This is a genomic window from Bartonella sp. CL63NXGY (assembly GCF_042194905.1).
Lineage (GTDB): Bacteria > Pseudomonadota > Alphaproteobacteria > Rhizobiales > Rhizobiaceae > Bartonella.
This window is the reverse complement of record NZ_JBHINK010000013.1, coordinates 37127-52786: the sequence shown is the minus strand read 5'-3', so window position 1 is coordinate 52786 and position 15660 is coordinate 37127. Positions and strand designations below refer to the sequence as shown.

At 36.2% G+C, this 15660-nt stretch carries 5 protein-coding genes and 3 pseudogenes; 2 read left to right on the top strand and 6 right to left on the bottom strand.

Going from position 1 to position 15660, the window contains the following annotated elements:
- The coding region (locus tag ACFIK0_RS07250) for a ShlB/FhaC/HecB family hemolysin secretion/activation protein (RefSeq protein ID WP_375663721.1) at positions 1-956 on the bottom strand (956 nt) is incomplete at its 3' end.
- Between the two features lie 954 nt (positions 957-1910).
- Between ACFIK0_RS07250 and ACFIK0_RS07245 the strand changes: the two genes are divergently transcribed.
- Complete coding sequence (locus ACFIK0_RS07245; RefSeq protein ID WP_375663720.1) at positions 1911-6872, top strand: DEAD/DEAH box helicase; 4962 nt, start codon at positions 1911-1913, stop codon at positions 6870-6872.
- Between the two features lie 1052 nt (positions 6873-7924).
- Here ACFIK0_RS07245 and ACFIK0_RS07240 read toward each other — a convergent pair.
- The 4 genes and pseudogenes from ACFIK0_RS07240 to ACFIK0_RS07225 all read right to left on the bottom strand — a co-directional run.
- On the bottom strand, positions 7925-8395 hold the full coding sequence (locus ACFIK0_RS07240) for an SMI1/KNR4 family protein (RefSeq protein WP_375621053.1): 471 nt from the start codon (positions 8393-8395) through the stop codon (positions 7925-7927).
- Positions 8396-8665: 270 nt separating this feature from the next.
- Positions 8666-9016 (bottom strand): HNH/ENDO VII family nuclease, encoded by a 351-nt coding sequence (locus ACFIK0_RS07235; RefSeq protein ID WP_375658084.1) that lies wholly within the window; start codon positions 9014-9016, stop codon positions 8666-8668.
- An 89-nt stretch (positions 9017-9105) separates the two neighbouring features.
- A pseudogene (locus tag ACFIK0_RS07230) lies at positions 9106-11680 on the bottom strand (DUF6990 domain-containing protein).
- 12 nt (positions 11681-11692) lie between these two features.
- Positions 11693-13376: pseudogene (locus ACFIK0_RS07225) on the bottom strand (DUF637 domain-containing protein); the annotation flags it as partial.
- Positions 13377-14388: 1012 nt separating this feature from the next.
- Between ACFIK0_RS07225 and ACFIK0_RS07220 the strand changes: the two are divergent.
- Positions 14389-14926 (top strand): annotated as a pseudogene (locus ACFIK0_RS07220) (hypothetical protein).
- Here ACFIK0_RS07220 and ACFIK0_RS07215 read toward each other — a convergent pair.
- Positions 14910-15614, bottom strand: a complete 705-nt coding sequence (locus tag ACFIK0_RS07215; protein ID WP_375663719.1) for a hypothetical protein — start codon at positions 15612-15614, stop codon at positions 14910-14912. The pseudogene ACFIK0_RS07220 and the gene ACFIK0_RS07215 sit on opposite strands and share 17 nt — an antisense overlap.
- Positions 15615-15660 lie beyond the last annotated feature (46 nt).

The following is a 15660-nucleotide window of genomic DNA, read 5'->3' as shown; positions in this document are numbered from 1 at the left end:
CAATAACCGTACGGAATACTCACACTCGCTGAAATGTTATTGCTATGTCCTTCTTGCTTGCTCCCACCCCAATAATCTGTCTGACTGCGCTGATAGTTAAAATCCCACGCATCATTCATCCCTAAAATATTTTCTACCCTCAAGCCCGCACTATAACGCGCACAACCCGTGGAAGATTGTCCCATATTGTCATGAGAAACAGTAACCTTGAAAGTTTTATCGAGATGATTGTTAATATTGACAATGGTGCTCCCTTCTTCACGCCCTGGAAGAAGTTCGCTTTGAGCGTGCGCTGAACTCAAACGGTTGATCTGATCAAGCCCCTGTTCAATATCGCGCATGTTCAGAACATGACCTTGAAGCCCAGGAAAAGCACTCCACACAACATTGTTATAACGAGATGCCGGTGAACCATTATAGTAAATCTCTGAAAGCTTGCCCTCAACGACAACAAATTTGAGCGTCTTGCTGTTTTTGATATCTTGATCGGGAATATAAAAACGCGCCGTTACATAGCCTTGATCCAAATAAACTTTGGTTAACTTCTTGATTAAGAGCTGAATATCAAAAAGACCAATACATCTTCCAACATAAGGCTCTGTTACGGCTGATATAGAGCGCTTTTTGACATGATGCACTCCCTCAACAACAACAGCATGAATGGGAAAACATTGCTTCCCACCCAAAAGCGTTTCTGGATTTTGCTCTGAAGGCGTCTTGATCCTTTTAGGCGTTAAAGACCGTAAATTCTCAATTCTTTCTAATTGCTGCTTCTCAGATTGTTGGCGAGAAAAATTATCTGTTGGGGAATGAAAAATAGCTGAGGAGCGCGCATAAACATTTACACCTGTAAACAAGCCAAAGAAAACAAAAATGGCACGAAAAATTCTCAAAAGAGAACTTTGGCGTAAAAATACAGAAAACAATACAGATTGCCCCCGCTTTGCATTATTCATGAAGCATTCTTTAAAAGAACTTCATGGAACCTCTAACAAGTCCACTCAAAACAGCCACTGCCCTATGACGCTTTTAACAAAAGCACATGCCTCTGTTACCAAAAAAGTGACACCCAAAACTGCTTTATTTTAACTGCTGAAGATCTCTCCCCCACATTTATATAAAGAAACCTCTAAACAAAACTGTTTAGTCCGTCAATGGTTAATACATCAATATCCCCAGTTTAATGCTACAATATATTTATCAATAATTAGAGATAAATTCACTCTCCAGCTCCTCTAAGCCACTCAACACGCATATAAACGAGACATCATGCTATCAAGCACATCCTATCGTCAAAAACAACAGCATAAAACAATAAGAAATCTCTTTTGAAGTCTTTAAGACAACCACGCAAAACTCTTTTTATGGCATTCTCATCAAGGAACTTTTTTCCAAAAGCAAATGATCTGAGTGACCTTATCAGAAGAGTTTTGTCAGTCTTGTCAGTTCATTCTAGCTCCTATATTATTTTTTTTAAATGAGAGAAAATTAAAAACATTATATTTCAATAGGTTAGTATTTTAACGATACAACCTATATCGACAATATAACCTTAAATACAATCAATAATATATATTTGTCAGTTTGTGTCTGTAAATTGAACTAACAAACTAGATTATTTTAGTGACTCATAAAATCTATCAAAATAATCATTATGATATTTTAAAAGCACATGCTTCATTTGTCTTTTTCCATAAAATAAACAGCAAATTTCACTATTTTGCTGATCTGACCCCATGTCATGGGCTGTGGATAAACAAGCTTAAAAAAAACTTTTTGAAAAAATTATCCGCTTTTTTAGCATTTTTTCCAGCTTTTTCTCAATTCGTTCAAAATGGATTTAATAAGCTTCGTTTTGATTCTTTTGAAGAGAATTAAACCCTTATGTGAAAACGGAGCCCTGTTGTAATATGCATCACTTTAATAAGTATGATAATGAACATGTCACTTTACGCTCTCTCTTAGAATATTATCGTCAACAAGCTAAATCACCCCGTGAATTAGGAACACTGTTCGAAAATCTTGTCATGGCTTATCTTATGCATGACCCTCTCCATTATGGACGATATGAAAAGGTAGAAACCTATTATGAATGGGCTGAAGAGCGTGAAGGTTGGAATAAAAATGATATCGGCATTGATCTGGTTGCTAAGCTTCGTCATCAAGAAGGCTATGTGGCTATTCAGTGTAAGTTTTATAAAGCAGATCATCAGATTAGTAAAAAGGATATTGATAGCTTTATCGCAGCCTCTGGGAAAGACATCTTTAAATATCGTCTTCTTGTTGATAGCACGGAAGTGGAATTAAGTGACAATGTGAAGGCCATGATCAAAGGACAAGCGATCCCCGTTTATCGCATTGACCTTCGTCATATGGAAAACAGTCGGATAGATTGGCAAATCTATGCAACCAAAAAAGAAGTTCTTCTTAAGTCAACAAAAGAGCCTCGTCCCCATCAAGAAGAAGCCATCAAAAAAGTCTGTGAAGGTTTAAAAGAAGCAGACCGTGGCAAGCTTATTATGGCATGTGGAACGGGTAAAACTTTTACCAGTTTGAAGATAGCAGAACACATAGCAGGTCAAGGCAAGCGTGTTTTGTTTCTGGTGCCTTCTCTTGCTTTAGTCTCGCAAACGATCCGTGAATGGACAGCCGATGCACAAGTGCCGTTGCGTTCTTTTGCTGTGTGTTCTGATACGAAGGTGGGCAAGCGTCGTAAAAATCAAGATGATATTGTTGGCATGGAAACATCAGATCTTGTTCTCCCTGCTACAACAGATGCAAAAGCCCTTGCCAAAGAAGCTCGTGAAAACCTAGTAGACGCAATGACGGTCATCTTTTCAACCTATCATTCAATCCAAGTGATTTCGGATGCACAAAAAGAGCATGGTTTACTCGAATTTGATCTGATCATTTGTGATGAAGCGCATAGAACAACTGGGGCTTCATTGGGAAGTGAAGACAATGAATCTGAATTTATCAAGGTTCATGATAACAGCATTATTCGTGGTAAAAAACGTCTGTATATGACAGCAACGCCGCGTATCTTTAGTGATACTGCCAAAAGGCGGGCTGATGAGATCAATGCCGTTCTCGCCTCTATGGATGATGAAGCACTTTTTGGAAAACAACTCCATCATTATACATTCGCGGAAGCTGTCGATAATGAACTTTTAACTCCTTACAAGATTGTGGTCTTGGGTATTAATGAAACCTATATCACACCAGCCATACAGGAGATTATTGCCAATGAAAACCGTGAAATTGATTTAGATGATGCGGCAAAAATTATTGGCTGTTATAGAGCCCTGACCAAAATAGATAAGCAAGCCGCTGTTGATGATGATGATACAGAGCCCATGCAATGTGCTTTAGCTTTTTGCAAAGATATCAATACCTCTCAATATATAACAAAGCTCTTTAATAAAATTATCAAATCTCATATTGATGATTTCCTTCAAACCGTTCCCTTTCTAAACTGTGAAGTAAGACATATTGACGGAACGCAAAGCGTCAAAAAACGCAATGAGGAACTGGATTGGCTTAAAGGAGATGCTGGGAACAATGTTTGTCGGATCTTAAGCAATGTTCGGTGTCTTTCAGAAGGGATTGATGTCCCTGCTCTTGATGCGATCATGTTCTTACACCCACGCAATAGCCAAGTGGATGTGATACAGGCGGTGGGGCGTGTGATGCGCCGTGCTCCAAATAAGAAAACGGGCTATATCATTTTACCCATTATCATTCCTTCACACTTAGAAGCCAAAAAAGCTTTAAAAAACAATAAGAGATACCGTGTTGTTTGGCAAGTTTTGCATGCTTTACATTCTCATGATGAAAGGCTTGCTCGGACAATTAATCAAATGTCTTTAGGACAAGATAGCAGCCATACGATTGAGATTATAGAGATTAAGCGTGAGGATGAATTAAAAGAGCTTACCACAACGGTTGATGAGATCTCGATACCATCAAAAGCAGAAAGTTCTGGACGTGTCATTGGAACAGCAGAAAGCAAATCTCAATCGGTATCTGGAGGACAAGGAGACCTATTCCCCCGTTCTGAATTTTTTGATTTTGTCAAAGCCATTTTTCTGGATAGTTTTAAAATCACGGATTATTGGGGCATTTGGGCGAACAATGTTGCTGAGATTGCTCAAAACCATATCAATCATCTTAAAGATATGATTTCCGATGAAAAGAGTGAAGCCTTTCACGCCTTTGATGCCTTCCATAAGGAATTAAAGAACAACGTCAACAGTGAAATAAAGCAAGAGGAAGCGATTGAGATGTTAGCGCAACATCTTGTCACGCGTCCCGTGTTTGAAGCTTTATTTGACGGTAATGAATTTGTACAGAACAATGCCATTTCACAAGCAATGGATAAGATCTTAACGGAACTGGATAAAACCAATATCGAAGAGAAAACGAAAGATCTTGATCAATTTTACAAAAGTGTCATGTTCTGTACAGCAAGCATTACGGAAACTCATGCAAAACAGAATCTTATTATCAAACTTTATGAAAGTTTTTTTGCCAAGGCATTTAAGAAAACCACGGATAGGCTTGGGATTGTTTATACGCCCGTTGAGGTTGTTGATTTTATCATTCATTCTGTTGATGATGTGTTGCGTAATGAATTTGGCAAAAGCTTAGGGTCACGTGGTGTCTCTATTCTTGACCCTTTCACTGGAACGGGTACTTTTATCACACGACTTTTACAATCTAATCTCATCAAACCAGAGGATATGGAATATAAATTCCGTCATGATATCCATGCCAATGAGATTGTTATCTTAGCTTATTACATAGCAGCGATTAACATTGAATCGACTTATCATAGTATCATGAAAGGTGAGTATATTCCTTTTAAGCATATTGGTTTGACTGATACGTTTCAGATGCTTGAAGAGAAAAATCTTCTACAGGAATTATTCAAAGAAAACAGTGAATATTTAGAACATCAGAAAAATCTAAACATCAAAGTTATCTTTGGTAACCCTCCTTATTCTTCTGGTCAAAGAAGTGAGAATGATAATAATGCAAATGTAGAATATGAAATACTTGATAGAAGTATCCAAAATACGTATGCACTTAAATCTCAAGCAACATTAAAAAGAAATCTCTATGATAGCTATATTCGAGCGATTAGGTGGGCAAGTAATCGCTTAAGTTCTCAAGGTGGTATTGTAGCTTATATTTCTGGAAATGGATGGATAGATAAAGCATTTGCTGATGGCATGCGAAAATGCTTACGAAATGAATATTCTTCTATTTATATCATTAATCTTCGTGGTGATATTCGAAAAAATATAAAATCAAAAGAGCTATCAAAGGAAGGAGGCAATGTTTTTGGTTCTGGAAGTCAAAACGGAATAGCTGTAACGATTTTTGTGCGCAATCCAAATAAAAAACAACCGTGTAAGATTTACTATCATGATATTGGAGATAATCTTTCCACCGCAAAAAAACTTGAGATGCTTCAATACTTTGGTAGTGTTGATGGCATCACAAATAAATCGAGTTGGAAAATAATTACACCGGATGAACATGGTGACTGGATTCATCAACGTGATAACAATTTCAAAACATTTTTAGCTATAGGCGATAAGAAGGGATGTAATTTCAGACTATTTGAAACATTTTCTCTTGGGGTTGTAACTAATCGTGATGCTTGGACGTATAACTCAAGCCATGAAACTTTAAAGAAAAACATGAGTAATATGATTGCCTTCTATAACAGTGAAGTGGAACGTTTTAATGATATCTATCCGCATGCTAGTCGCAAGATACGTACAAAGGCTGTAAATAATTTCGTTGATACAGATGAGAGGAAGATAAGTTGGAGCTATAATGTTAAACAAGAGTTAGTAAGAGGAAAAATCTTTGAATTTGAAAATAGATGCATCACGCAAAGTCTTTATCGTCCTTTTACGAAACAATGGCTATACTGCAACCGTACTTTTAATGAGAGAGTCTATCAAATGCCGCGGATATTCCCTATGGGGAAGGTAGTTGAAAATATGGTAATACAAATTACAGGTACGGGAACTCAATCGGGTTTTTCTGTACTTATGTCTAAAAATTTACCTAATCTTGATGTAGTGGATAAAGGTCAATGCTTTCCACGCTATATTTATGAAGATGCTGAATCCTTGAAAAACAATAAAGAGAAACAATCCCATTTATTTACAGAAAAAAGCACAACAGCTGGTTTACAGAAGCATGATGCCATTACGGATGAAGGATTAGCACATTTTAAAGAGGCTTATCCAAATGAAAAAATTACTAAGGATGATCTATTCTATTACGTTTACGGTTTACTCCATTCGGAAGATTACCGTGCTCGTTATGCTGATAACCTCTCTAAAGAATTGCCTCGCATTCCTTGCGTAAAGAGTGCTGAAGATTTTTGGAAGTTTGTAACAGCAGGACGTGAACTGGGTCATTTGCACGTAAACTATGAAACTGTAGAACCTTATCCCGTGACCTTTAAAAAAGGCAATCCAAAACAGACTGATATCTCTAATCCAGAAAAGTTTTATTATGTGACTGAAATGAAATTCGCAAAAGCAGGTAAAGAGAAAGATAAATCAACTGTTATTTATAACAGCAATATCACAATGACAGATATCCCTCTTGAAGCTTATGAGTATATCGTTAATGGTAGACCCGCTCTTGAATGGGTTATGGGGCGTCAATGTGTAAAGACAGATAAAAAGAGCGGCATTGTTAATGATGCCAATCGCTATGCTGTTGAAACCGTTGGCAACCCTGCCTACCCTCTAGAGTTGTTTCAAAGGGTTATTACTGTAAGTTTAGAGACAATGAAAATCGTTAAAAGCTTACCAAAATTAGAAATTAGAGAAACTGAATAACTTAAAAGCATGCTCACATAATGGGTATGATAAACTCACAAGGGGTATAAGGTCTTATACCTATAGGTTCTATATCCCTTTTATAAATTGTTTACATATAATCTTTAAAAGGAGTGTTTATATGCGTTATTCTAAAAAGAAATCATTTGCACTTTTAAATACTCTTATTTGAATTGCCTTTAAAAGATTATACCGTAATCTAAAATGATAGCTTTATTGTTTTCAAAAGCTTTGTTTAAAGAGAGTTATATATATATATATATATATATTCATTTTCTTATATTACTTATAGGTTTTGAAGGTTTCTCAAACCCTCAAAATACCTTCAAAACCCCTTTTTATATATATTACAGATTGTATTTACGTATTGTGTGTAATATAGGCTGTTTATTTAAAGCATTAACATATTGAAATATAATAACTTTTATTTTTTGATTGAAAAAAATATATAAAGGGGCGTAAAAGGAACCCTCAAAATACTCAAAATCTTCAAAACTCATAATCATAATGGTCTTGATAGCACTTCTTATGAGTTACAAACTATCTTTTGAAAGGCTTTAAAGGAGCATATGCTTTTCATAAAGCACATTTTAATCTCTCACTAAAATCATAAGTTTATCTATTCAAATGAACTGATAAAATTCATACAAGGGATTTTAATAACGTAATCAGTTTTTACTTTCATACGCTTTTTATAAGACGTGTTGTAATTACTTACTAAAATAATCTAGTTTATCAGTTCAATTTACTGACACAACCTGACAAGTTTTAATCAATTCACATCATTGGTTATCTTTAAAGATTGTACTCTTGATATGAATTATGTCTTAAAAACATTAACCTATTGAAATATTATGTTTTTAATTTTCTCTCATTTAAAAAAAATAATATAGGCTCTAAAAAGAACTGACAAAACTGACACGGTCTATTAAAAGGGATTTTGCTCATCTCTATAATGATCAGTTTCTATTGAGATGTTTTCATAACAAGCAATAAATCGCAATTATTCTATTTATCAACTAGTTGTATAACATCATCTAAGGTATAAGTTTTCATGAATCTTCCCCTGCATACTCTTTAATTCTTTTGCAGAGAAATTCATAAAAATTACTTGCGTAATATTCGGAATCTTCAGATGTATACTTAAGATAGAGAGGGCATTCACCATCCCTAAACTGCGTATAATCAAAATAAAAGGTTTCACCAAAATCAGTTGTGCAGATAACAAGTTGTTTGGGGTCCGTAAAGCCATCTCTTCTATCGAGCAAATTTCGGTAAACAATATCACCAGCAGGAATACCTGCACAGATTTCATAAATACTGAATATTTCTTCACCTCCAATTTCTCCTCCTCCATAATTTTTTAAAAAATTCTTATAGGAAGAGGTAAATTGTAAACCAAGAGTGTTCTCAGCTGTTTTAATCCGTACATCATCAGGGGCATTATCTTGAGTACCAAAATTAATAACATGACTATGCATATCAACATATTGTGCAACATCTGATAAAGTATAACTTTTCATAAATTTTTCTCCATAAGTCACAGCGTGTTTTTACTCATAATGAGTGTTCCTAATGATCAATCTTTTTCTACTATAGCCAATGGAATTGAGATGAGATTGATAAAATCATAAGAGATATGTTCTTGACGGAGCTCTTTTCTCATCTGTCTCTGTACAATCATCTCGCATTTACAATATATGATGGAATTAAAGGAGGTGATCATTAAAGTTTAGAGAGCGCCTTTTAGGGATATTATTTCAATATTTGCAATAATTACTCTTTCTTTTTTCCTACTTAGGAATTTTTTTTGAAATCCAACAAATAACTTTTCTGATAAAATTTGTCTTTGGATTCATAGGAGCAAGCAAACTCCTGCCTTGATAAAATGAGTAGAGAACCTCAACGAGAGGACTATCTTGTTCTTGTGTCACAGGATGTAACATAATAGGTCTAAAATCGACTCCAATAGGTGCTCTTCCTGATACCATTCTTTCCACATTTGTACCCGTTACTATCTGTCCTTCTTCTTTCCAAGAAGAAACTGTTTCAGGCTCAAACAGTTCATCTTCCTGATAAACTTTTTGACCTTTAAATTCCACAGGCTCAGCTGCCCCCATACTTTTTTTCTTTATCCATTTCATGATTCATAATCCCCTCAATTTTTTTCAAAATAATCAATTTATTCTTTGTTCTAAATAGACTTAAATAAACTCTCCTTCCAAGAGCGAGGTTATTCCTCGCTAGAAAGCTCTGAGTGATCATCAAAATCTTTTGCTACCCATTCAATCAAAGCGTAGCTCACTTGCTTCACCTTTGCTACTTCTTTGGCTAAAGCTAATGCACGTTCAAGGTGGGTTTTGTTGATGCTCTCGTCAAAGCCTAGGTGATCACCTGCCGTAAAGCTTTTCTGATAAGATTGTAAGGTCTCAACATCACCCAATAAAGCAAGAGCGCCAAGATGAAGTAAAGCATAATCCGTATCGTTTGCTTTAGACGTGGCGCCTTTTTCCCAAGGAGCAGTGCCATAATCAGAGCGAAGTCTTTTAGAAAGGTCAATGTCTGTTACCGCCCATTTTAGCGCGTCATCAAGTGCTTGCTTTAAGCGATCCGCAGTAACTTCTGGTTCAAAGATTTCTAAACCCTTTGCTTCAAAATTAAGCTGTATATCTGGAATATCTTCCGTGTGGGTAGGATCAATGAATTTACAAGCGGTGGAAAGAATGCCCGTGCTAATCAAAAAGGCGCTATCAAATTGCGGGTAATCTTTGGCAATTTCGTCGTTATAAAGAATATCTACTTCACGATCAGCCAATTGATAGCTTGCCATATGGTCATTCTCATTGATTTTCTCGGTTGATCAGCCTAGACTTTTTAAAAGTGCATGAGCACTTTCCATGGTAAGACGATCATCAGTGTCATCTGCTTCATCCACTTCCTCTGCCACTTCAACAGAAGTTGTTTTAGAAGCAACAGATGCTGTTTGCGCATCCAAACTCAAAATCGGAGCATTTTTGGAAAAACCAGTCCGATAACGCCGTGCAAGAGTAAGAGCGTTGTCAATCGTATATTTCGTGATACCTTCCACAAAGCCTAGATGGTTCTTTGCCCTGAAACTTTCCTTATAAAATTTGAGCTTTTCAATATCACCAATCAGAATGAGTGCTATAAAGTGACGTGCCACAAGGTGAGCTTCACTGTTTGTTGGCAAAGCGGCATAATCATAGATGATTTGATTGACATTTTGCCGATCAGCCCACTCAAGTATATCTGTACAAATCTCCTTTAGCTTGCCTTCATCCAATTCAGTACTAGAAACTGTATAAAATTCTTCTGCCTCTTTGAGAGCTATATATTGGGGCAATCTAGGAAACATCTCTCTATGAGCAGTAGAAAAGCCAAGTGTTGAAAGCGAAGCCTTAAATACAACAATCGGCTCTTCTTCATCACTTTGAAGGTTATACATTATATTGATGATACGGTCTTTACTTACAAAATAAGCATTGCGATCATAGTTCTTATCGCGATAAACTGTCCACCCCATCCTTTTTAAGTCTTCAGAAACTGTATTAAGAAAAGACAAATCTTGCAAACTAAGACGATCATCTATGGCTTTTCGCTCATTAAAGATTTTCAGATGCTCTTCAGCAAATTGAACTGCGTGATTAACATACTTCTCCACTTCACGGTCTTCTAAATGTCCAGAAATCGTACCGGCTTCTAAAAAATTTTGATAAGATTTCAGGATATCAATTTGACCTGTCAATGCTAAACAAGCCAAATGCCAGACTATACGTATATTGTAGCTATACTTTTGAACACGTGTTTTGCTTTCTATTGATGCTTGTAAATCTTGGGCACGTGCCCATTGTATTATTCGCTCAGAGATTTTGATAAGCTCTTGCTCATCTAATGTCTCTACACAAATATCAATGCCTTTATCAAAACCACTAAAAATCCCCCCCCCAATCGTGTTAAAAGAATTATAAATATTTGTAGGTGATATGCACCGATACTCCCCACTATAGTGAATATATTTACAAGCTACAGAAATCATTTCATTAGATATTTCAGCTTCAATACGGACATTGTAATTATCATGAAGACGTATAAAACCAAAATCAAATTGAATAAAGCGGTCGGGCAAAACCAACCACATTTTTCTAGGCTCCGTAGAAAACCACCCTTGTGTTTTAAGAACGCGCATTGCTGCTGTGAGACTCATCTGTTGCTTTTTTGGCTTTTTACGCATTAGAATATCGTCTAATTCCCCATTTTTATAGGCCTGTGCAAAAAAAAGCAGGCGATCATCCGATGTCATTGTTTTATAATCTGCAAATTCTGGCACAGATAGTTTTGGGGTAGATCTATCACTCCTTAAAGCCTCCATATCACCAAGTAATGCTTGTGCAACGGCAGAATGATTAGTAGCTTCCTCGCACAACTTTTTTTTCAATATCCTGTGCTTGCGCCCATGCAATCACTCTATTTAGAGCGTCCTTAATATGGCTTTCGGAAAGATCTGAAGCTTTAACATTAAAATCCTCCTTCGCGTAAAACAGCACATCTTCATACTTATCTTGTGATACTTCACCACTAGCATATTCCCAAGCAAGGCAATAAGCAGCAGTGGTAAGATTAGCCGATAGCCGAAACTTTCCCCCATCCTCTCCAGAATCTACAACATCATAACTAATGCCTACAATGCGATCGGGAAAATGATAATGCGCAAACATACTACCATCTTCAGCACGATAAGGTTCCCAGCCAAGCGTTTTTAAAATCTCTGTCACGTCTTTAGTTCGCATCGCTATTCACTTTCATTCAAAAAGTCCTAGATAATGAAAAACGTTAATGTCTGTTTTGTCTAACTTATTACTCAATTGTTCTTTAACCCATTTTTTACTAGCTTGGTTTAATTCTTTGCCACTTCCTTTAAAATCTTTGAAAGATTCTTGATATGCCTCTAAGAACTCTTTGTTCTCTTTAAAAAATTTTATAAATTTTCCTTTTGTGGACTCAGCATTTCCTTCTTTATATGCCTCTTTCAAAATCTTTTGTTGTTCACTTAATTTAGCATTCTTCCCCGTTTTTACCTCGCCAATTTTTATTTTACTATTCTCTATATAAACGATATCCGCACGAGATCTTACTACCCCCTTATCCGTCTTAGTTTTGAATACTATTTCTGTTTTGCATGTTCTACATCCTTCATCATTTAATTCTTGTTTTTTCTCATCGCGTTTTTTATCATGATGCTTCCTGACTTGTCCAAATATGTTACCCTTTCCATCATTATCATCATTATTGTTTTGTGGATTTTCATTGCCCGTTTGAGAATTTTTATTTTTTTCTTCTTTTGAGTTTTGGTTTGTTTTTTCGCTGTCTTCTTCTGCATTTTTCAATGCAAACAAATAGCCAAAGAAATCCGTTATAGCCGTCTTATTGCTAGAGGATCCAACAACAGTTGCTCCGCCAGCCATAAAAAGAGACAGAGCTGCCAACTCTTCTGGTGTAAGCGACACAATGAATGCTGCTAATGCTGCTACCGCAGGAAGAAAATTATTCTCCGCAGCATTTCCAGCAGCATCCGCGCCAGTATTTATTGACATCACCACCAGCAAGGGCAGCAGCAAAGCCCCCCACAGCCCGTGCGACATCAATGGTGTGATCGCTAAAGTCAGCAAACTGTGCTTCAATCTTTGCATTTATACGCGCTTGTTCTTCTGCCGTTGGAATACGACCATCCAATGCTGCTATTTCTTTTTGTATAAAATTGGGGGACCACAATTGAAACTGAAGCATAGCAGTGGCTTCGCCCACAGCCCCGCCGATAGCACCGGCAGAGCAAGCGCCGCTCGCAACAGCGCCTTTTAAGCAGCCAAGACCAGCGTGGGCAACGATCTGCGTGACCGTGTCTATTTTGCCTTCTGCCTTGGCGGTACCGATTTCTTCTGCCAACGATTTGCCAACCGTATCAGACAGGGCGATGCGCAGATTGTTAAAAAAGTTCTTGTCAAGAGAGCCACCCTCAAGAGCCGTTTGAACGCTCGTGCCAATGGCGGCTTTTATCAAGTTCTTTTTCGCTTCAATGGCGATACGATCGACAAAAGGAGCGGTTTTTGGCAAAGATTGTCCAACACCTGCCATTTCCGTTATTTGACTGGTTAAGCCCGCCATTAACATCGATGAGACAATGCTGGGAACATTCTTTGAAGAGCCAAGCTCATGCAAGGCGCCGGCAATATTGCCGCGATTATTGACAAAAGCCACAGCGCTTTTGTCAATCAATGCTTGGACACCTGCCTGTATCACCGCATTCATGGCGGTGCTCGAGCCAAGCCCCAATGCACCGGTAATGGCACTAGCAGCGCCCGAGGCTGCTCCGCCCGTAACCGCCGTGACAGCCAAGGCCACGAGAGCCGCACCGGCTTCTGTCAGCCCTTGGGCTTTATAATCCCAGTCTTTAAATTCAGCCTTAACTGCTTGCCAATCAACTTTCCTTACAAATCTTAATCAACCCAAAGTAATAGCCTGAAATAGCCGTGTGTCGTATGGAAAATTAAAAACAAAAACCGAATGAAGAAAATGCACTTGAGACTTGCATATGGCTTCACAGGTTTATTGCTGTAAAAGCTTCAAATGATGATATCTCTAATACTTTTCGCTTGTTCTCTTGTGGTAGCTTCCACACGCGAAAATATATGGACTATAATACCTCTTCTCAAGCTTATCAAACTGAACTCAAAGGTATTTCCTTATTGATTTTGAAAGAGTCCTTAAAACGCATTTTGCAGAGCAACGTAGAAAGCATGTCTAAAAAAATCATTCCAAGAGCAACAGATTTTTCTAAGTATTGTGAAGAGATTGAAAAAGACCTTCTTTCACGCACCAAAACTCTTCATGAACTAATGATAGGAGAGTTTAAAATAGATTTCTAAAAAGTAGCAAAATAGTGAAAAGTGCTGATCATTTTTGGATTGGATATGCATTTAAAGAGTGATTAAAAAGTTTTTTTAATGTACAATATATTTCTAGAAGCTAAAATAGCTCTATAGTATCAAATTTATAAAGTAAATAAATCCATTAATACAAATTAAGGATTTTAGGATACGCGAATTTCAAAATATTTGTTTTTTAAAACATGAGTAGCCAGCATCAGCTCAAAAAATGTTGCGGCAATTATGATTCCCTTTCGTGTACTTTTGAAATAACAGAGCTTTTCTTTAATCTGTATGAAAGGGTTGCCAGTGCGATGGGCTTTGTTGAAAGGTGGATTTGGGTATCAAAATGCAAGCAAGAGTTTGGGATTATGGAGCTCTGTGTTTAAAGCTATCATCAACTATAGATAAATCATAGACGAGGTTAACTAAAATATTAAAAGCAACTGGATGCAATAGAAGACATTGCTATTAAAAGAAAAGCAAATGCTAAAAAGACTAAAAGGTAGTTTGTGTTTTTATATCAGAAAATAATTTAAGAAATTGAGATCATAATTTTTTCACAGGAAATAAATATGTTTACAGATAAGAAGAGAAAAGCCTTGTTTGGCGTTATAATTTTTATATTTGTATGTTTTTTAGGAATAAGAAAAAATCTTGACTTTATTCAGGGTATTTTGACATTCGCGTCTATTTCTTTGGTGATCGTAACAACTGTTTTTGCAATTTTATGCAATTCTAATATCCCTTCTGAGTTGCAAAACAACCCACAATATAAATGCGGCAATACAACAGGTTGGAAGAGATTAACATGTGAGTTACATCAGTATATGCACAGTCTCCTAAAGTTAATAATTTTAGCGCTTGTCGTTTTAATTTTCCCAAGTAGTTATAAAGAAACTGTTTCTTTGCCTGTCATTTCTAAGTACGTGGAGCACAAGTTTTCTTTTTCATTGGATACCGTACTTTGGTACTTAGATATTGCTCTTGGATATTCAAATATTATAATTTGGTACTTTTTTAGTCTGTGTATTCTTCCTTATGTTGCGTACACGCAGTTTAATAAATATATCTATTTACACGCTACAGTGCTCTATTAAAGAGATACAGTAAAACTTACGATTTCATGATTTAATTTTTCTTTTATATGACCTTCATTATACATACCATTATCATTTTTACTTGTTTTAATAGCAAATTTATGTTGAAAAGTTTCAGTATTAAAGATTATATCAAAATTATTATGTGTCTTTCCAACAAAACTTATGTTTTTAAATGCTGGATTTAATTTATATTTTTTAAAAAGATTCAAAAAATAATTCTTTAAATTATTTTTTTCTTTAAATTTGATACCCAAGTCAAGTTCCATTTCAGAATAATCATCCGTGGGAAATTCACCTAACAAAAGTTTAGCCATCTTTAGCAAGTTGTCTTCTGATTGCATTGCAAAAAAATCTAATTGTTTTGGTTGTGTATATTTCAGTTTTATTTCTTTAATTAAAAGCAATTTTTTTTCGAACTCTTCCTTACCAACAATATCAGGTGAGATATCAATCGTTTTCGGGGGAAAAGATTTTTTGTAGTGTAGCTGCAAGAATTTGTTTAACTCTTTATTTGAAGAAAAAAGAGTTAACTCTATAGGAATCAAAATTCCAAAATATTGCTTATTCTGTTCAATCTGATTTTTAGAACGTGGGTTAGGAATATTCTGAAAGTCGTTTTCAGAATCAATAACTTCAGGATTATAAGGACTATTTTCTCCCGTTAAAACATAAATCCAATAGCAGATCTTCGAGTTCACAGAAAAATTTTCGATTATTAAAGTAGCACATTGATTATCACAGTTT

What these genes read in the sequence shown, in the direction of transcription:
- ACFIK0_RS07245 (WP_375663720.1), top strand. Translation starts at nt 1,911, where the DNA reads ATGCATCACTTTAATAAGTATGATAATGAACATGTCACTTTACGCTCT.
- ACFIK0_RS07240 (WP_375621053.1), bottom strand. Translation starts at nt 8,395, where the DNA reads ATGAAAAGTTATACTTTATCAGATGTTGCACAATATGTTGATATGCAT.
- ACFIK0_RS07235 (WP_375658084.1), bottom strand. Translation starts at nt 9,016, where the DNA reads ATGAAATGGATAAAGAAAAAAAGTATGGGGGCAGCTGAGCCTGTGGAA.